The sequence below is a fragment of the Micromonospora sp. NPDC005257 genome, from assembly GCF_042872445.1.
GTDB lineage: Bacteria > Actinomycetota > Actinomycetes > Mycobacteriales > Micromonosporaceae > Micromonospora.
Window position 1 is genome coordinate 180,836 of sequence record NZ_JBIAKL010000004.1, and the last position, 16,968, is coordinate 197,803.

The 16,968-nt window shown below is 68.4% G+C and carries 23 protein-coding genes and 1 tRNA gene; 19 read left to right on the forward strand and 5 right to left on the reverse strand.

The window, feature by feature from the left end:
• Positions 1-128 precede the first annotated feature (128 nt).
• Together ACFYO8_RS10555 and ACFYO8_RS10560 are read right to left on the reverse strand one after the other, a co-directional pair.
• Positions 129-680 (reverse strand): NUDIX hydrolase, encoded by a 552-nt coding sequence (locus ACFYO8_RS10555; protein WP_387257101.1) that lies wholly within the window; start codon positions 678-680, stop codon positions 129-131.
• Positions 681-887: 207 nt separating this feature from the next.
• On the reverse strand, positions 888-2,225 hold the full coding sequence (locus ACFYO8_RS10560) for a helix-turn-helix domain-containing protein (RefSeq protein ID WP_387257102.1): 1,338 nt from the start codon (positions 2,223-2,225) through the stop codon (positions 888-890).
• A 230-nt stretch (positions 2,226-2,455) separates the two neighbouring features.
• Here ACFYO8_RS10560 and ACFYO8_RS10565 point away from each other — a divergent pair, with 230 nt between their 5' ends.
• From ACFYO8_RS10565 to ACFYO8_RS10590, 6 genes are all read left to right on the forward strand, one after another.
• Positions 2,456-2,938 carry an NUDIX domain-containing protein gene (locus ACFYO8_RS10565; protein WP_387257104.1) on the forward strand — a complete coding sequence of 161 codons (483 nt, stop codon included), beginning with the start codon at positions 2,456-2,458 and terminating at the stop codon, positions 2,936-2,938.
• 145 nt (positions 2,939-3,083) lie between these two features.
• Positions 3,084-5,057, forward strand: a complete 1,974-nt coding sequence (locus tag ACFYO8_RS10570; protein ID WP_387257106.1) for an ABC transporter ATP-binding protein — start codon at positions 3,084-3,086, stop codon at positions 5,055-5,057.
• A gap of 11 nt (positions 5,058-5,068) precedes the next feature.
• Positions 5,069-5,686: an AAA family ATPase gene (locus tag ACFYO8_RS10575; RefSeq protein ID WP_387257108.1), complete on the forward strand. Its 618-nt coding sequence runs from the start codon at positions 5,069-5,071 to the stop codon at positions 5,684-5,686.
• A 96-nt stretch (positions 5,687-5,782) separates the two neighbouring features.
• Complete coding sequence (locus ACFYO8_RS10580; protein ID WP_387257109.1) at positions 5,783-6,142, forward strand: hypothetical protein; 360 nt, start codon at positions 5,783-5,785, stop codon at positions 6,140-6,142.
• Positions 6,143-6,392: 250 nt separating this feature from the next.
• Positions 6,393-7,772: a helix-turn-helix domain-containing protein gene (locus tag ACFYO8_RS10585; RefSeq protein WP_387257110.1), complete on the forward strand. Its 1,380-nt coding sequence runs from the start codon at positions 6,393-6,395 to the stop codon at positions 7,770-7,772.
• Complete coding sequence (locus ACFYO8_RS10590) at positions 7,769-8,683, forward strand: PfkB family carbohydrate kinase (protein WP_387257112.1); 915 nt, start codon at positions 7,769-7,771, stop codon at positions 8,681-8,683. Before ACFYO8_RS10585 ends, ACFYO8_RS10590 begins: the two co-directional genes overlap by 4 nt.
• Before the next feature lie 88 nt (positions 8,684-8,771).
• On the opposite strand, the gene cutA is transcribed toward ACFYO8_RS10590, so the two are convergent.
• Entirely contained in the window at positions 8,772-9,104 is a 333-nt protein-coding gene (gene cutA / locus ACFYO8_RS10595) for a divalent-cation tolerance protein CutA (RefSeq protein ID WP_387257113.1), read from the reverse strand.
• Positions 9,105-9,198: 94 nt separating this feature from the next.
• Here cutA and ACFYO8_RS10600 point away from each other — a divergent pair, with 94 nt between their 5' ends.
• Complete coding sequence (locus tag ACFYO8_RS10600) at positions 9,199-9,669, forward strand: NUDIX hydrolase (RefSeq protein WP_387257115.1); 471 nt, start codon at positions 9,199-9,201, stop codon at positions 9,667-9,669.
• A 52-nt stretch (positions 9,670-9,721) separates the two neighbouring features.
• Here the strand turns inward: ACFYO8_RS10600 and ACFYO8_RS10605 are convergent, their stop codons facing one another.
• On the reverse strand, positions 9,722-10,186 hold the full coding sequence (locus tag ACFYO8_RS10605) for a GNAT family N-acetyltransferase (RefSeq protein ID WP_387257117.1): 465 nt from the start codon (positions 10,184-10,186) through the stop codon (positions 9,722-9,724).
• Positions 10,187-10,487: 301 nt separating this feature from the next.
• Here ACFYO8_RS10605 and ACFYO8_RS10610 point away from each other — a divergent pair, with 301 nt between their 5' ends.
• From ACFYO8_RS10610 to ACFYO8_RS10625, 4 genes are all read left to right on the forward strand, one after another.
• Positions 10,488-11,015 carry a DUF6244 family protein gene (locus ACFYO8_RS10610; protein WP_387257119.1) on the forward strand — a complete coding sequence of 176 codons (528 nt, stop codon included), beginning with the start codon at positions 10,488-10,490 and terminating at the stop codon, positions 11,013-11,015.
• 209 nt (positions 11,016-11,224) lie between these two features.
• On the forward strand, positions 11,225-11,611 hold the full coding sequence (locus ACFYO8_RS10615) for a hypothetical protein (protein WP_387257200.1): 387 nt from the start codon (positions 11,225-11,227) through the stop codon (positions 11,609-11,611).
• 13 nt (positions 11,612-11,624) lie between these two features.
• The gene (locus ACFYO8_RS10620; protein ID WP_387257121.1) at positions 11,625-12,074 is read left to right on the forward strand and encodes a SitI3 family protein; all 450 of its coding nucleotides are present in this window, start codon (positions 11,625-11,627) and stop codon (positions 12,072-12,074) included.
• 162 nt (positions 12,075-12,236) lie between these two features.
• Complete coding sequence (locus tag ACFYO8_RS10625) at positions 12,237-12,569, forward strand: hypothetical protein (protein WP_387257123.1); 333 nt, start codon at positions 12,237-12,239, stop codon at positions 12,567-12,569.
• A gap of 580 nt (positions 12,570-13,149) precedes the next feature.
• Here the strand turns inward: ACFYO8_RS10625 and ACFYO8_RS10630 are convergent.
• Entirely contained in the window at positions 13,150-13,302 is a 153-nt protein-coding gene (locus ACFYO8_RS10630; protein ID WP_387257125.1) for a hypothetical protein, read from the reverse strand.
• A 236-nt stretch (positions 13,303-13,538) separates the two neighbouring features.
• On the opposite strand from ACFYO8_RS10630, the gene ACFYO8_RS10635 reads away from it, so the two are divergent.
• From ACFYO8_RS10635 to ACFYO8_RS10670, 8 genes are all read left to right on the forward strand, one after another.
• Positions 13,539-14,273: a serine/threonine protein kinase gene (locus ACFYO8_RS10635; RefSeq protein WP_387257127.1), complete on the forward strand. Its 735-nt coding sequence runs from the start codon at positions 13,539-13,541 to the stop codon at positions 14,271-14,273.
• A gap of 240 nt (positions 14,274-14,513) precedes the next feature.
• A tRNA-Arg gene (locus ACFYO8_RS10640) sits at positions 14,514-14,589 on the forward strand.
• Between the two features lie 287 nt (positions 14,590-14,876).
• The gene (locus ACFYO8_RS10645) at positions 14,877-15,140 is read left to right on the forward strand and encodes a hypothetical protein (protein WP_387257128.1); all 264 of its coding nucleotides are present in this window, start codon (positions 14,877-14,879) and stop codon (positions 15,138-15,140) included.
• Positions 15,140-15,331, forward strand: a complete 192-nt coding sequence (locus ACFYO8_RS10650) for a hypothetical protein (RefSeq protein WP_387257130.1) — start codon at positions 15,140-15,142, stop codon at positions 15,329-15,331. The genes ACFYO8_RS10645 and ACFYO8_RS10650 overlap by 1 nt, the downstream gene beginning before the upstream one ends.
• Positions 15,321-15,518: a hypothetical protein gene (locus tag ACFYO8_RS10655; protein WP_387257131.1), complete on the forward strand. Its 198-nt coding sequence runs from the start codon at positions 15,321-15,323 to the stop codon at positions 15,516-15,518. The genes ACFYO8_RS10650 and ACFYO8_RS10655 overlap by 11 nt, the downstream gene beginning before the upstream one ends.
• Entirely contained in the window at positions 15,515-15,952 is a 438-nt protein-coding gene (locus ACFYO8_RS10660; protein WP_387257133.1) for a hypothetical protein, read from the forward strand. Before ACFYO8_RS10655 ends, ACFYO8_RS10660 begins: the two co-directional genes overlap by 4 nt.
• 61 nt (positions 15,953-16,013) lie before the next feature.
• Positions 16,014-16,472: a hypothetical protein gene (locus ACFYO8_RS10665; protein ID WP_387257135.1), complete on the forward strand. Its 459-nt coding sequence runs from the start codon at positions 16,014-16,016 to the stop codon at positions 16,470-16,472.
• Between the two features lie 304 nt (positions 16,473-16,776).
• Complete coding sequence (locus tag ACFYO8_RS10670; RefSeq protein ID WP_387257136.1) at positions 16,777-16,956, forward strand: hypothetical protein; 180 nt, start codon at positions 16,777-16,779, stop codon at positions 16,954-16,956.
• Positions 16,957-16,968 lie beyond the last annotated feature (12 nt).

Genomic DNA, 16,968 nt, shown 5'->3' on the forward strand with positions numbered 1-16,968 from the left:
CTGGCCTATTGGCAATGTTGACGGAGTACGACTCTGCCGGCGGTCTGCCTGTCGCCGTCGGGCAACTGTCGGCCGCAGCACGAGCGGCGACGAGTAAACGTGACGGCCGCTGGGCACCGTCATCCGCTTCATGTAAATGCGGTCATCGCCCGCGCGATACGAGGGCCGACAAGCCGCTCAGCCACGGAGAGGGGATACCACCTCGCACCTCGCACCTCTGATTCTTGGATACGCCCCACGTCGGCCTGCGTCGTCAGGAACGAGTAGCCGAAGTCGAGATGGAAGTGTTCCGGTTCGTCCTTCGCCGGCCGGGCCGGAACTCGGCCGTGCTCGACGTAGACCGGCATCTGCGACGCGGGGACGAGTCCGATGGGATCAACACCGGTTTCCTCTACGAGCTCCCGTACCGCAGCGCTGATCAACGTGGAGTCGGTCGGCTCCAGGTGTCCTCCGGGCTGCAAGAGGATCCCGTAGGCGAGGTGATCGACGAGCAGCACGTCGGTGCCGCCGCGGACCAGGAGAGCGCCGACAGTGACATGCATCGAGAAGTTTCGTCGGGAGGCGAAACCCGATCCCTCAGCCAGCAGCTTCACCGGCTCGGACAGCGACACGGCGTCGTCCGGATAGCGCTCGAGGTAGGCCAAGAGCGCCTGTGCGATGTCCGAATCACTGATCCCCACGAGCTGCCTGTGCTTCAGCGTATCTGGGGCCTCGTCCGGTCGCTGACGAGGCGGTGGAGGCCGGGCTGTTCCTGCAAGGTGAGGTGCCAGGTGTAGAGAAGTGGCGGTCGGCGCGCCAGCCGGGACGCCAGTACCAGTGCTCGGTGAGCGTGGCCAGGTCCTGGTAGGCGGTCCACCGCTGCCGCAGGCTGGCCAGTTCCGGGCTGCTCATGACGGCGATCGTAGGCCCGGTGGCGGCCGGCTGACGGGATGCGCCGATTCGGTGAGCAGGTCCGCGACATCCTGTAGTCGCGGGTGACGGCCGAAGGGGTTGGCGGCGGTGAGGAATCGGCGAGTGCGTTGGTAGACCGATTCGAAGCGGTACTCGGCGGTGAGGCGGAGTGCTTCCAGCGCCAGCCCGGCGGCGTGGTCGAGGTCGCCCGCCCTCGCGTGAGCCGTGGCCAGGTCGAGGCGGCTGAGCGCTTGCGGTCCGCGTAGGTGCGCCGCGTCGAACGCCGCGACGGCGGCGGTGAGCTGGTCGACGACGTCGGTGGTGTCGCCGAGGACCAGGTACGCCGTCGCCGCGTTGGCGGCGGCCCGGGTCGGGCAGTACGGGCCGAGGGTGAGGCTGGTGCTGACCTGCCCGTCCGTCGGATGTTGGGGCAGCAGGGCGAACGCGCGGTCCACGGCCTGGTGGACACCACGGTGGTCGCCGAGGTGGGCGAGCGCCCGGGCCTGCCCGTTGATCGTGAGGCGGATGAGGTGCGGGCCGGCGCCGGCGTGGCGTAGGCCGTCTTCGGCGTAGGCGAGCGCGTCGCGGTGCTTGCCGGTGTAGTAGGCGACCAGGCTTTGGGTGGCGCGGGCCCAGGCCTGCGTGTCGGGTTGCCCAGCGGCGTGGGCGAGGTCGAAGGCTTCGGCGGCGTAGGCGTGCGCGACCGCGAAGGCTCGCAGGTCCAGGGCGAGGGCGGCGAGGAGCCCGGACAGGTGGGCGGCGGCGGTGTAGAGCCGGGCGCGTTGCGGTGGGTGCTGCCGGGCCGACATCAGCTGGTCGACGCTGACCCGCAGCGGACGCAGCCGGGCCACGAGCGTGGCCGGCGGGAGTTGTTCATTGTCACCGATCGCCTGCCACACTTCGTGCTCCAGGTGCGCCACCCGTGCGTCGTCATTGGCCGTCACGGTCAGCGCGGACCGGCGGGCGGTGATGCGCTCCTCGTGCTCCCACCACACGGCTGCCGCGTCGGTAGCAGGGCCGGGGCCGGCGGGTGGGGGCGCCGGGCGGTGGCGGTGTTGATGGTCCAGGTTGGCGATGCGGTCGTATTCGGCGGTCAGCACGCCACCGGTGCGCAACACCGCGTCGCAGCGGGACCAGAAGGACCGCTCGGGATGTTGGCGGCCGGTCTCGGTGTTCGCCACCGAACTGCGCCCGTACTGCACCAGCCGGGCCAACCCGTGCTGGGTGTGGCCGGCGTCCTTACGCAGGTGGGCGAGGTGGCGACCGAGCGCGCGGCGAGCGGCGGCGATCTCGTCGTGGTCGACCATCGCTGCCACCCCCGGTGCCGCAGTCACGATGAGCCGACACCGTAGCTGCTCCCGGTGACACTTCTGCGCCCTGAGGACTCTCCCTTCCGCAATTGCCTGCGGGTAATGAATGCCCAGCTCGCGGCGCTGGCTCCAACGGCGCGGGGCCAAAACGCGGACGGGGTGGATGTGGTGTCGGAGTTGTGTCGGCATCTGCCGACAATGTCGGCGCACGGCGCTGCGGGCGTGTCGACCGACCGGCGTCCTACGGTCCCTGCATGCCCTCCGAACGCCGCGACATCATCGCTGGCCTGCCCCGTAAGCGGATGGCCGCCGGACTGTTGATCACCGACGCGGATGAGCGGGTTTTGCTGGTCGAGCCGGTCTACAAGGCGGGCTGGGAGATTCCTGGCGGGTGCGTTGAGGCTGACGAGTCGCCCTACCAGGCCGCGATCCGGGAGTGCCGGGAGGAACTCGGCCTGGACCTGGCACCCGGTCGGTTGCTGATTGTGGACTGGGTACCGGCCCGCGCCGGGCGCACCGAGGGCGTCATGGTCGTCTACGACGGCGGCACCCTCGAACCCCGCCTGCACGAACGGATCGTGGTGCCGCCCGGCGAGTTGAAGGGCTGGGCCTTCTCCGACCCGCCAGAGGCCGCCCAGCGGCTACCGCCGTTGCTGAACCACCGGATCACCGAGGCGCTGAACGCCCGTGCGGACGGGTGCAGCTACTACCTCGAAGACGGCGTCCGAGTCACCTGACTGCAGGCCCACCGACCGGGACGCCTCTCGGAAGGGCGAAGCGTCGGGTGCGCCAGTCGGGAACGCCAACGGGACACCTCCGCTTCCGCCGTTCGCATCGAGACACCGCCACCGCCCACCGTGCTCACCTTCGGGAGGTACCGCCATGCCGAAGACCGACCACCCCGACCGCACGCCCGCCCCTGCCGCACCACCGCAGCGGGATTCGGTGCTGCCGGAGCTACGAGAGGTGTGGTGGGAGACCGGCGTGCGGGCGCGGGCGCAGGCCGGCCTGTTCGCCGTCTTCTCCGAACTGCCCCGCCTGGTCTGGGCCGCCCTCGTCGTGAGTTGGCGGGCCGACCGAGTACGGACGTCGGTGGTCGCGGCGACCACCGTTGTGGCCGGGGTGATGTCCGCGTTCGGGTTGCTCGCCGCGCAGCGGGTGCTCGTGGAGCTGTTCGCCGGCGGGCCGACCGCCGACAAGGTGGTCGCCGCGCTGCCCGCCCTGGCCGCACTCGCGGCGGCCACCGCGCTGCGCGCCGGCATGGCCACCGCCATGGGGTACGCACAGAACGGCCTCACCCCGAAGGTCGACCGGGAGGTCGAACGCGGCCTGTTCGAGGTGACCACCGCCGTACGGCTGGAGGCCTTCGACGCCGACGCGTTCGCCGACGACATGGAACGCGCCTCCCGCGGCGCGAACTCCACCACCGCCCTGGTCCAGGCGTCGATGAACCTCCTCGCCGGGCTGGCCGGCGTCATCGCTGTCGCGGTCGCCGTGGTGGTGGTCCACCCGCTGCTGCTGCTCGCCCTGCTGGTGGCCACCGTGCCGAACGGGTGGGCGTCACTGCGGGCCGGGCACCTGCGCTACCAGACCTACGCCGCCGGGTCGGTACGCCGCCGCCGGCTATGGCTGCTGCACCGGCTGATGGCCGAACGCGACTCCGCCCCCGAACTGCGCACCTACGGGCTGCGCGACTTTTTGCTCGACCAGTACGACCGGGTGATGAACGTCGAGACGCGGATCCAACTCGCCCTGGCCCGCCGGGTCACCACGACCACCACCGTCGGCGCCATGCTCGGAGGGCTCGCCACCGCCGTGGTCTACGTCCTGCTCGGCCTACTGCTCATCGACGGGCAGATCCCGGTCTCCGCCGCCGCGACCTGTGTGATCGCCATTCAGTCCGCGCAACGCTCACTGGCCGTGGTGACGTTCCAGGTCGACCGCGTCTACACCGAGGGGCAGCACTTCCGCGACTACACCGGCTTCATGGCCCGAGCTGCCGACTACCTGCCACCGCCCACCGACCGGGCCGCCGGTGCGCCGGCCGGGGAGCGGCTGCGGGAGATCGCCGTCGACGCGGTGAGCCTGTGCTACCCCGACCGCGACACCCCGGCCGTCGACCGGGTCTCTCTGACCATCGGGGCCGGGCAGACCGTGGCGTTCGTCGGGGAGAACGGCTCCGGCAAGTCCACCCTCGCTACCATGATCGCCACCCTCCGTGCCCCCACCGGCGGTGCCATCCGCTACAACGGGCGGTCCGGCGACGATTGGGGCACCGACGCGCTGCGGGCCCGGATCGGCGTCGTGACGCAGGAGTACCACAAGTGGCCGTTCACGGCGGCCACCAACATCGCCATCGGGGACATCAGCACCACGGCGGCGCAGGACCGGATCGAGGCCGCCGCCGCCCGCGCGGTCGCCCACGACATGATCACCGACCTGCCCCACGGGTACGAGACGCTGCTCGACCGCACCTTCGCCGGGGGGCAGGACCTCTCCGGTGGACAGTGGCAACGCATTACCGCCGCCCGCGGGTTCCTGCGCGACGCCGACGTGCTCATCATGGACGAGCCGTCCTCCGCCCTCGACCCTCGCGCCGAGGATGCCCTGTTCCAGGCCATCCGCGACCGGCAGGGGCGCGGCATCACCATCCTGATCACCCACCGGCTCGCCAACGTGCGGCACGCCGACCGCATCTACGTCCTGCACCAAGGCTGCCTCGTCGAAGCCGGCACCCACGACCAGCTCATGACCGCCGACGGGCGGTACGCCGAGCTGTTCACCCTCCAAGCCGCCGGTTACGACAGCCCCACCGCGCACGCTCCGACGCTGCCCCGCCAACCCGCCTCCGCCTGAGGGATCACCAGATGGACGAACCACACGCCACCGAGCCCGCGCCAACGCTGGTGATCATCCGCGGTAATTCCGGCAGCGGAAAGACCACGGCCGCCCGCGAGGTCCGACGCCGCTACGGACGCGGGGCCGCGCTGCTGGAGCAGGACTACCTGCGCAGAACCCTGCTCCGCGAACACGACAGCGCCCGTATCAACCCGGTAGCCCCGGCGTTCATCACCGCGACCGCCCGCACCGCCCTCGAGCTGGGCTACCACGTCATCCTGGAAGGCATCCTGCACACCGAGCGCTACGCCGCCGTGCTGCACCAGCTCATCGACAACCACCCCGGTCCGGCCGCCGTGTTCTACCTGGACGTCTCCATCGACGAGACCATCCGCCGCCACCTCAACCGAGACGAACCCATCCCCGTCACCCCCGACGAGATGCGCCGCTGGTACACGCACCGAGACCTACTCAACGTCCCCGGCGAAACCACCATCCCCGAACCCCAGACCCTCGAGCAGACGGTTACCACGATCCTGCAAGCCAGCGGCCTCATCAGCGCCGCACCACAAACGCCCTGCCCACGACGCTGCCGACACTGCGCCCGCAAAGCCGACACCCCACCCGCCGCTGCGACGACCAGCTGACCAAGCGCACCCGCACAGGTCACCCCGAACCCTTACACGAAAGAGCCGCCCGACGTCGCGTAGAGGCGGATTCCACCAGAGAGGATCACGACCACTATGAGCGAAACGACCGTGCCTCGACGTGCGGCCGGCGTCACCAGTCAGTTCGTGATCGACGGTGTCCCCGGACACCTGATGACAGCCGCAGCAGCCAACGGTGCCCTCACCCACGTCGACCTGAGAGTGGGCAAGCACGGTTCCACCCTGGCCGGACTAACCGACGCCCTGTTCACGGCGATCACTACCGGTCTGCGTGGCGGGACACCTGCGGTCGCATTCGTCGACGAGCTGCGCCACACCCGCTACGTCCCCGCCGGCGCCACCAATGATCCGGACCTCCCATGCGCCACATCGTTCAGCGACTACCTCGCCCAACACCTGCATCTCCACCACCCTCGGCCGATAGCACGCCCGTGACCGCGTCGCGCACCGACTGCGTGACGGTCGAAGGCATCAGGCGCAGGGCGGCCTGCGGATCGACTGACACCTCGCCTGGCCGTGGCGGGCCACTGCCAGGCGGGGCAAGCCTCGACCAGCAACGGCGGGTAGACGACCTACGCAGCCACGACCGTACGGTAGGGTAACGATCTACATCGAAGACCGCCTCTGGCTAGCGCTCGCTCATCTCGCTCAGCCAGCCGAGGCGCGATGGCCCCGGGAGGCGACGGTGGCAGGCCCGAACGAGGTGAGCGAAGCGTGGCGCGCGCTTGGCCAGCAATTGGCCGCGTACCGCAAGGCGGCCGGCCACACCCAGCACTCACTGGCGCCCAGGATCCTTAACGGCCGCAGCACAATCGCGAACACTGAAGTCGGGCGCCAGCACCCAGACCGGGCCTTCTGGAACCGCTGCGACGAGGTCCTCGACACCGACGGTGCCCTCACCGCCGGGTACGACCGGGTCGTGGCCATTGAGCAGAAGTACCGCCGGGCCAGGGGAACAGCAGCATTCACCACCGCTCTGACCGCGGCCGGTACCACCCCGGTGACCGACACGAACGGCCAGCCCGCAGGGGAGGCGGATATCGTGATGACTGTGGCAGACGGGCGAGGACGGCACGTTCAGGTCAGCCGCCGGGCTCTCCTACAGGCGGTCCCCGGCAGTGTGGTGGCGTCCCTGGCGAGTGCGGAACCGCTGCCCGCAGCGACACGGGCGGCGCAGGTTGATCCGGCTGTCTTGGAGCACTTCGCGGCACTGCGGTCGGTGCTCGTGGAATCCGACAACCGGGTCGGCGCCGCGGCCATCCTTCCCACGGCCCGACAGCAGCTCGGTCACATCGCCGACTACCGCCGAGCCGCACGAGGCAGCCTGCGCGACGCGCTGTTGAGTACCGAGGCCCGGTGGGCGGAATTCGCCGGCTGGCTCAGCGACGATCTGGGCGACCGGGACGCCGGCGAATGGTGGCTCGCCCAAGCGTTGACCATGGCCCAAGAAGCCGGCGACATGGAGTTCACCGCCTACGTTTTCGCTCGCATGGCGCAGCGGGCCAGCGACGCCGCCGACCAGGACCGCGTACTCGGCCTCGCCCGTGCCGCCGAGCGCGCTGGCAGCATCAGGGAGCAGGTGCGCGCGTTCGCGGCGGTGCAGCGCGCCCACGGGCACACGGTCGAAGGTGACACTGGCTCGTTCCGGGCCGCCATTGACGAGGCTCACCACCTCGCTGCCGCCACCGGAACGGACGGCGGTGGGCTCGGTGCGTTCTGCACCACGGCGTACATCAGCGCGCAGGAGGGCGAGGGCTGGCTTCGGCTGGGCTGCCCTGGCGCCGCTGTCCGGTGTTTCGGCGAGGCTCTCGACGCGTGGCCGGAAACGTACCGACGTGAACGGGGCCGCTATCTGGCGCGCACCGCCGTCGCCTACGCCGCCGCCGTTGAACCCGAGCTGGCCGCTGGCGCCGCCCTCGCCGCGCTCAATTTGGCCAACCTCACCCGCTCGGTACGAATCCAACGCGAGGTCGCGATCGCAGGCCGCCAGCTCGCAGCGTTTCCCACCGAGCCCACAGTGCAGCAGTTGCATGCCGCCCTGGCCGCTGCCGTAGCGACCTCGTGACCGACAGCAGTGGGGCCGGTGAACAGGTCGATGCCGCCTTCGTCGGCCGGGCCAACATCGACCTGACCATCCATGTACCCCACCGTGCCCGACCCGGCCGCACCGCCATCGGCTCGGCTTTGCCCGTCAATGCTGGCGGCAAAAGCCTCAACCAGGCCATCGCTGCCGCCCGCCGTGGCGGGCGCGCCGCCCTGATCGCCAATGTCGGCGCAGACACCTGGGGCCACCAGATCATCACAGCACTGACCGACGCCAGGGTCGACACGCGCCGCGTCCGGCTCGTCCCCGACGCCACCACCGGAGCGGCCATCATCGAGGTGACCCCCGACGGCGAAAGCTACATCACCCTCGCACTCTCACCCACCACCGAACTCACCACCGACGATATCCACCGCGCTACCGCCGGCCTCGCCGCAGAAGCCGTGATCGTGCAGCTCGACCTACCACCCGAACCCGTGACCACACTGCTGAGCCACCGCCGCGCACCGATCGTCGTTGGCAATCTCGTCCCTAACCCCGACCTCGACCCCCGGCTGCTCGCGGAACTCGACGTCCTCGTGGTCAACCAGCACGAAGCCGCCGCGATCCTGCGCACCACCGCTGGCAACCCGCTCGACGCCGCCGCCGCGCTGCAACGCCTCGGCCCCCGTACCGTCGTCGTCACCGCAGGCCCCAACGGCGCAGCCTTCACCCATCCCCACGGATCCGGCACCGTGCCGGCACCTGCCGTCCCGGTCGTCGACACCACCGGAGCCGGCGACGCCTTCCTCGGCTCTCTTGCCTTGGACCTCGCCCGCCACACCCCGCTACCCGACGCCATCACCACCGCTGTGCACGCCGGCTCCCACACGGTCGGGCACAGCGGGGCTCACATCCGACACACCAACTCCTCTTGCGGAGACCCTCGCTGAAGAGCGGCTGCTCAGCCGCTGCCATTGACCTCCAATCGAGCGTCGAGACAAGGTCTACCGGTGGGCGTTACGTTGTAGGGCAGCCGCGTCATCCACCCTCACCGGCGGTTTCGGTGACACCGCGCACCCACTGGAGGTACGGCCGTGAGCCAGCGACCACTGGCAGCGTGACGATCTCCGGGTTGGACCACTCGTGATGCTTCCTCAGGTAGCTCTCCGACTCGGGATACGCTCCGGCACCGGATCTGAGCACCACCTGCCACTCCTGGCCGGTGCCGAAGGACCCCTCATGCCAGAAGGCTGACTCGGCCGGCCCCACGACCTGGCCACCAGCCGCGAACCGCTCCTGCACTGCGCCCTGCACCACCCGCCGCGCGACCTCCAGACTGCCCGCAGCGGTGTAGACATACAGGGACCTCATTCATGAAGCTGACCCTACTCAGGATGCAGCTGAGCTGGGCGGAGCTCACTGCGATATCGATGCGCTGGTAGCTGCGTTCGACGGGAGATGACGGATGGCGCGCCGTGACTACTTCAACGACCCCAATGCGCCAGCTGCCAACAGCGTGGTGCCGTCGGTTGTGGCGGCAGTGCGTAACCAGCGCGGTGAGCTGCTGATGATCCACCGCACCGACAACAACCTATGGGCGCTACCTGGCGGTGGCCACGACATCGGCGAGTCGATCTCCGACACGGTGGTGCGGGAGGTGCGCGAGGAGACCGGCATCGAGGTGGAGGTCACCGGCCTGGTCGGGATCTACAGCAACCCCCACCACGTGATGGCCTACGACGACGGTGAAGTACGCCAGCAGTTCTCGATCTGCTTCACAGCCCGACCCGTCGGCGGGAAACTGACGACCTCCAGCGAGTCGCGTCAGGTCCGCTGGGTGACCCCCGCCCAGCTCAACCAGTTGGACATCCACCCCTCGATGCGGCTGCGTATCGGCCACGCCCTTAAGGAACGAGCGACGCCTTACATCGGTTGAACAAGGAGGGGCGTTGCACCGCTGGGGGATGTCCCGGGCCAATGTCGATTGATCAGGTGACGGCCAGGCGAAAGACCTGCCGGGAACCGCCTTCCGGACCGGGATCGACGGCTTCGGCAGGGGTGAATCCAAGGCGTTCGTAGAAGACACGTGCACCGCTGACGGAGGCACCAGGGTGATCGGCCCCGAAGGTGACCACCTCAACGGTGCCGGGGCCCCTCACAAACCGGCGCATCGCTTCCGCCATCAGCGTACGGCCGACGCCCTTTCCCCGTGCCTGCTCAGATACGACAAGCCAGTGGACGTGGTAGGTCGGGGCCTTCGCCGCGAACAACAGCCCACCCAGGAGGTCCGGCCCCGAATCAACAGCGACGATCGCCGTGGACCGGCGAACGTGCTTGCGGACAGCGTCATGGAAGCCGAGATCCTCGGTCATCGGGCCGAACCAGCACTCGACCTCAGCCGCCAGGCTAAGGAAACCATGGAAGTCTTGCTCCCCCGCGAGTCTGACGATCACCCGAGCAGTCTGACAGGAGCGAGGCAAACCTTGCCTGACGCGGCACTATGCACGCGGGGTGAGCGGGATCAGCCAGCAGATCGTCTCCCGTCGCAGCCGGCGGCCACTGCGCCTTGGGGTTTCCTACCGATCCTCCCGACGCGAACACCTGCATCGCCGTTCCTTCGATCGTCTGTGCGAGTGCTCACTGACGGCGGCTGCCTGGGGCAACGACCGCTCTACGGGTCTGGTTGCCTCGCGAGTAGCCCGGTAGGTTCAGGCATCAAGACTTTCATTACCCTCGATTGGAGATGCCGGCTACGTGTCGCAGATCGAGAAGATCGCCGGTGAACTCCGCGCGTTGATGGCTGGGGTCGAACGCGCGCAGGGGTTGGCAGCCGCCGCCGACAGTCAGGCGCAGGAGGTGGCGTTGCGGGCCGCCAGCGCGGGCTTCCTCGCGGTGGCGGCGGGTGTGGCGCGGGTGCGCAACGCGATCACGGGCATCCAGGGCGGCCTGGGAAGTCTCGCCGGTTCGATCGGTGAGGCGACGAAGGCCACCGCGGCGGTGCCGAACGAAGCCACCCCGCAGGAGACGATCGCCGGGCTGGCACCGGTGCAGAGCGCCGTGGACGCCGCTCGTGACGCGGCGACTGGTGCCATCACCGGAGTCGGTGAGGCGCAGCAACTCGTCGCCGTGGTTCTGCAGGGCGGGCAGCCCGGGCCGCTGTTGCAGGCCTTGGAGGCCATCAAGCAGGTCTTGGTGCTGGTCGTGCAGCGTACCGGCGGGGCCCGGCAGGCCGTCGAAGGGGCGGTCGCGCAGGCCCGGCAGTTGGGGTCTTCGGGAAATTGACGGGGGCTGGCGGTCATCCACCGGCCAGCCCTACCCCTGCTACCACCGGCGGCCCATCCCCGACGGCCCCCACCCTGGGCGGCACCGTCTCCACCGACGCTGACGCAGTAACCCCGTGGGCCAGGCGTCCCACCGGCGTCGCCGGCGGGTCACCTACCGGACGTCGAACTCGCATCTCGCCGAACGAGAAGCCTCGGGAGCGGCGTGCCCTGGAGTTGGAGAACGAGTGTGCCGACAGGGTCGCCAGCAAGGGGTACCGGGTTCACCAGAACCCCACGAGGCAGGAGGTCGCGGACGCTCGACGCGAGACCGGGGATTCTGGGAGGCCGGAGAAAGCGCCCGATTTCCTCATCGAGGGGCATGTGTTCGACTGCTACGCGCCCACTGCTCCTGTGCCGGCCCGCGCCGTCTGGAGCGCCGTGTCCAGGAAGGTTGACACGGAGCAGACCCAACGCGTGATGTTGAACCTCCACGACTGGCGAGGAGACCTCGCCGCCCTGCACAAGCAGTTCCACGACTGGCCCATCACAGGGCTGAAGGAACTGGCAGCGGTAACGCGCGACGGTGCGATCATTCAGATCATCCGGCGAGACTGATGAAGGGATGCAGATGGCTGTCGAGTACCGGCTGACGCTGGCGGGCAACATCCCACTCGAACAGGTAGCGGAGCTGGCTGCTCCCGGAGCGGTCGAGACGTCCACGGCGTCCGGCGGCAGGATGCTCAGCGCCGACCTGAACGACGAGCACGGGTACGTCGTGGACATCACCGGCGGCCGGCACGGCTACTACAGCGCCGAGGACGACGGTGGCGCTCTGTGGGAATGGGAGCCGGAGACCTACGTCGACGTCAGCTTCTACATGCGCAAGGACACCCTGGTCGACAAGGGCAAGCCCCACATGCTGGCGGCCGTGGCCAAAATCCTCACCGGCAGGGCCGAGGACGCCGCCCTGACCCTCAACGGCGATGTCCTGATGCTGACGCGCGTCGCGGGCACCCTTCAAAAGCACAACACTGACGGCTGGTACGACGAAGACTACGACAGGATTCTTCACCCCTGACAGGTATGTCTGTCAGCGGCATGGCGACTGCCCGGAGGGCGACCGGCGGCTCGCAAGGCCTCGTGATAGCCGAAGATAGGGACGCTCCGAAGGGCCTGGATGGCCAGAAGTGTGGCGGATCAGCTGAACCGTCGCGGGTTGAACCTGTTCTACCGTGACCAGATGCCTGAGACGTTCGAGGTCGACCGAGTCGACCGAATCGCGGACATCCTTTTCGGCGTCGCGACAGCGAAGGGACTGATCGGCTATGGCCCCCTCGCGAAGCGGGTGGACACAAGGCCGGACTTCCTGAGCCAGCCGCTCGACAAGGTCTCCCGTAGAGCGTTCGACAAGGGTGAGCCGCTGTGGAGCGCGTTGGTCGTCTCCCGTAGCACCAACCGACCGAGTTCGGGCTTCTACGGCCTGGCTCGAAAGATACGGCCCGAGTATGCCTCGCTGGGTGACGACGAGTTGTGGGAGCAGGAACGCGAGCGCTGTTACGAAGCGGCCTCCTGAAATTGTAAGCCTGCAGAGCTGCCCAGGTGGGCTCTCGATCGCTGGACTAATATTCCGACACGCCCCGTCGGCAAGCGTTGATCTGATTACCCAAGGATGTGCACCTTGCGCCTGACGAAGCAGGTGATTCAACAACTGTTGAATCAGAATGAAGGATTCAAGGCATCGACTCACTATAGCGACAGAAACAACACCAATGATAGGCACTATCAGATTGTGAGTGGAGAGTTACGTGTCCGCGAAACAGGTAACACTTCATGGGCGGACAGTCGTTATGACAACGAGTTCATAGCTGACGAGGACCAAACGAGAAGGTTCCTGAGGAACAACCTTGGCGCCTTGAATACTGACGGCTTGAACATAGACTGAGGCAACCAGCGCTACTTGATGTTGCAATTCGTCGCGCTCTCATCGGCTATGGGTGGTCGCCTGGTCGGTCGCGGTCAGCAGCGCGGCGAGACGCTGGTGCACCCAGGAGCCGGGACCTGCCTACGCCGGTGCGGCCGGGCCTGCCCGGCCGATTTCCGGCGGCGAAGCGCAGCGCCGAGGCCAGCCGGGCAAGGCAGGCGTCGACGTTAGGTCAGTGTTCGCCGGCGCGACCGGTGTGGTCGGGCAGCGCCGTAGCGTGACGACGGCCGACGTGCTCGACGGTGGCGCGCAGCGGCCCGCTGGCGGCCAGGTCGACATCCTGCCGGCTGTTGCGCCACGACCAGTCACTCTGATGTCGCAGCATCTCCCGCACGTAGGGATCGCGCAGCAATCCCTCGCGGTCACGCCTGCAGGGCGGGTGGTCGCATCGACCACGTTAGCGGCCAACAGCAACACTTCGGCGTACCTTGTCGGCGCCGACGACACATCCACCTGCGTCAAACGTTTCAGCCGGGGATACGACGCCACAAGCATGTGGCCCGCCATGTCCGTTGCGGGTAGCATCCGCGCTCGGTGAAGGGGACGCCTTACTCTCCTTGCGTGGAACTATCCCTGGACTCTGCGTTCGCGGTCTTCGACGCCCAAGACTCCGGGTGCGTCTCCTACGGCGTCGAGGCGTCCGGACGCCGCTGGTTCGTCAAGACAGCCACCACCGCGCCCAGTCGCTGTTCCTTGCTGCGGGCCGCCCGGTTCCACGCCGCGGTCCGGCACCCGGCGATCGTGCGCCCCGAGCACGCCCTCGACGGGCCGACGCTGGTCTACCCGTGGCATGACGGCAGCGTGCTGAACCACGCCACCGTCCACGGCTCGGACCGCAGCGCACTGCACCGGTTCCAGCAACTACCCCTGCCCGACGTTGAAACGGCCATCGCCACGATCCTCGACGCGCACCTGGCCGTCACCGCCGCCGGCTACGTCGCGGTCGACCTCTACGACGGCTGCTTTCTCTACGACTTCCACGCCCGCCGACTACGCCTGATCGACCTCGACGAGTACCGGCCCGGGCCGTTCACCCTAGACACCGACCGCCTCCCTGGGTCCCGCCGCTACATGGCCCCCGAAGAATTCGTCCGCGGCGCCGTCATCGACCAGCGCACCACCGTCTACACCCTCGGCCGCACCATCTACCACCTCCTCGACTCCCCACCCGGCTGGCGCGGCTCCCACCACCAAATGCAGGTAGCTGTAAACGCCACCGCCACGACACCTGCCGACCGATTCCCCGACGTGGCAGCACTCACTGCCGCCTGGTGCACCACCCTGCCGAGCCCGTAGCCCGGAGCGCGCATCGCGATCTTCGATGATGTGCGCGGTGTGTGCTCTCCAGCGGATGCCAACCCAGCTGAACCGGTGCCAACCCGGGTCGCTGCGGACGACCGCCGGTCGCAAACCGGGGTTCGTGTGCTCCGGGTGTGGTCCTGGGCTGGGAGAACGGGGGTCCGGGGAACGTGGGTGAACGTGGGCCACTCCCTGCCACCCCAGGTGAACCCCCAGGTCGCTAGACTAGGCCCTCGCGCCCCCGTAGCTCAGGGGATAGAGCATCGGTTTCCTAAACCGTGTGTCGCAGGTTCGAATCCTGCCGGGGGCACCAGGTCAGGTGTTTGATCGTTGGCGCTCGCCAAGATCGAAAGTCCGTTCCACGTCCGTTGCAGGGCGGGAGACTGCCCGCTGAGTTGCGTACCCCCTCCGGGTATGTGTTTGCAGCGGCGATTCGCTGCACCTTCCGGCTCGCTCGACCTCCCCTTGAGGGATCGAGGCTCAAGCGCCGTCTCGTTGCCGCCTCACCAGCTCATTCATCTCAGGATCAACAGCCGCGCCTCAGCGTACGGTCTAGTTGATCTTGGGGGCGGTATCGCCCCCGTGATGGGAGGTGGAGAGATGTCCAACGACGCAGCGTCAGAGATCCTGCGCGAGGCGGGGCAGACGCCCAAGACGGCACCGCCGTTGCGGTCCAGCCGCGCATCCGGCTCGACGGCACGCCGGTCGTACGGCGGTGGTCGACCCGGCACCCCGATGGGACTCGCGGAGAAGGCACAACTGGCCCGTCGCGCGGCGGAGATCGACGCGGCTCTCAGTGAGACGCCGGAAGGCCAGGCCATCTTGGACCGGGACCCACGAGAGCGCCAGTGGGGCTGGTCCTGATGAGCGCGCCCAAGCTGTACGGCCGGTCGATCAAGGTCCCGGTCACGGAGGAGACGTGGAGCCGGGTCGAGCTAGTCACGGCGCTACGCGGCAAGGGGCGCAACGAGACGTGCCGGGCAGTGATCGAGGCCGGGTTGGCCTCGCTGCTCGGTGAGAGCACCAACGACACGAGGAGTGAAGGTGAGCACTGACCCGTTCGGTGCGGCGCTGGACAGCGTCGGCCGTCAACTGGAGAACATCGTCTACATCGAGCGGACCGCGCTCACGGAGGCGCTGCCCGCGCTCGACGCGGCGGACAACCTCCTGACCGCCCCCAAGGAGGACCTGGCCGCCCGGTTCCCCGGCATGCACCGCCGTGGCGGGAGTGAGGCGCTGTGACCACGCTGGCGCAGTACCGCGCTTCCAAGGAGGACACCCCGCCCGCCAAGTACAGCCCGGCGCAGTGGAAGGAGTTCGACGCGGCGGAGCGCGCGGCGGAGGCCCACTACCGCGCCGCCGGTCAGAAGCTCATCGCTGCCCGACGGCAGGCGCTCAACCACCGCGTCGAGGAGTTGGCCGCCCAGGCGGAGAACGTCCTCAACGCCTGGAACGTGCTCCAGGATCGCGCCCGGCAGGGACGGATCGGGGCTGCGGCATTCCGCGAGGGTGCCCGCGCTCTCATCGAGCAGCGCCAGCGAATCCCTGCTGAGGTCGAGCGGTTGCGCGAGGAGGCTGCGGGCCTGGCCGGGCTCGACCCCATCGCAGTCGCGGAGCAGCAGTACGAACGGTTCCCCGCCATGGCGCACTCGCGCCCCTACCTACCCAACCTGTAAACGACACGGCCCGGCTGGAGGCGAGCCAGCCGGGCCGTCAACCCCCTGGAGGAGGGTGGAAATGTCGTACGGACAAACCTACCGAATCGTCTCAGTTGTTGCGGCTGACAGTAGCCGCGTCGTGTTGTACATGTTGGAGGTCGACCACCTCCGGGCGGAGCCGATCGGGCTGCACCTGCTCATCGAGGATTCCGCCACTTCGTACGACCGCCGGGCGGAGGACTACCGCAGCCAGACCCTGCGGCACATCCTCCTGCCCCTGCCGCTCTCCTGGTACAAGTCCGGGCTTGACGTCGGTGAGCTGTTGCATCGGCTCAGCGACACCTTCTGGGAAGTGCGGCTACCTGACACCACCGCCATCCTCGCCCGCGTCGCGGACCTCTACCCATGCGAGCCGGGGTGTCGGTGGGTCACGACGGAGGACGCGGAGGACGGCGGAGCCATCGACTTCACGTTGGAGCACGGGGTTGACTGCGACCTCGCGGAGGCCGGACCGGCGGAGATCGAGGCTGCGCCGTGATGAGCTTCAGCAACTGCTCCAAGGTCTACGGCAAGACCCGCGTGTACTACATCCACTCGCCCTGGTGCCGGGCTGCGACGCGGCTCTACCGGCGGCTGGGCCGGACGCCGCACCGGTGGGAAGTCCTCCGGGAGATCGAGCGGGGCAAGGGCGGGAAGCGTAAGACCTCTGTAGCTGCACGGCCCTGAGTTTCTGTAGAAAACCGCGAATAGCGCACGGGTAGTAATCTCAACGCTGAAGGGACCAACCAGCCGGACTAATCATCCGGTGGTTGGTCCTTTCCGTCTATCTGAGGAGGTTGAGCGTGAGCGAGAAGCGCGGGAGGGGCAGGCCACGAATTGGCGACCGGTTCGAAATCAAGCTGCCCGACGACCAGCGCGCCTACGTCCGCGCGGAGGCAGCGCGAGCGGGTTGCCCGGAGTCGGCTGTGATCCGGGAGTTACTGGCCGCCGGCATCGCCGCCAAGCAGAACCAAAAGGCCTGAGAAAAGCAATGC

Excerpts from the sequence above, each read along its gene's own strand:
- ACFYO8_RS10650 (WP_387257130.1), top strand. The coding sequence starts at position 15,140 with ATGAGCGCGCCCAAGCTGTACGGCCGGTCGATCAAGGTCCCGGTCACG.
- ACFYO8_RS10575 (WP_387257108.1), top strand. The coding sequence starts at position 5,069 with ATGGACGAACCACACGCCACCGAGCCCGCGCCAACGCTGGTGATCATC.
- cutA (WP_387257113.1), bottom strand. The coding sequence starts at position 9,104 with ATGAGGTCCCTGTATGTCTACACCGCTGCGGGCAGTCTGGAGGTCGCG.
- ACFYO8_RS10625 (WP_387257123.1), top strand. The coding sequence starts at position 12,237 with ATGCCTGAGACGTTCGAGGTCGACCGAGTCGACCGAATCGCGGACATC.
- ACFYO8_RS10665 (WP_387257135.1), top strand. The coding sequence starts at position 16,014 with ATGTCGTACGGACAAACCTACCGAATCGTCTCAGTTGTTGCGGCTGAC.
- ACFYO8_RS10630 (WP_387257125.1), bottom strand. The coding sequence starts at position 13,302 with ATGCTGCGACATCAGAGTGACTGGTCGTGGCGCAACAGCCGGCAGGAT.
- ACFYO8_RS10620 (WP_387257121.1), top strand. The coding sequence starts at position 11,625 with ATGGCTGTCGAGTACCGGCTGACGCTGGCGGGCAACATCCCACTCGAA.
- ACFYO8_RS10600 (WP_387257115.1), top strand. The coding sequence starts at position 9,199 with ATGGCGCGCCGTGACTACTTCAACGACCCCAATGCGCCAGCTGCCAAC.
- ACFYO8_RS10565 (WP_387257104.1), top strand. The coding sequence starts at position 2,456 with ATGCCCTCCGAACGCCGCGACATCATCGCTGGCCTGCCCCGTAAGCGG.
- ACFYO8_RS10580 (WP_387257109.1), top strand. The coding sequence starts at position 5,783 with ATGAGCGAAACGACCGTGCCTCGACGTGCGGCCGGCGTCACCAGTCAG.
- ACFYO8_RS10570 (WP_387257106.1), top strand. The coding sequence starts at position 3,084 with ATGCCGAAGACCGACCACCCCGACCGCACGCCCGCCCCTGCCGCACCA.
- ACFYO8_RS10645 (WP_387257128.1), top strand. The coding sequence starts at position 14,877 with ATGTCCAACGACGCAGCGTCAGAGATCCTGCGCGAGGCGGGGCAGACG.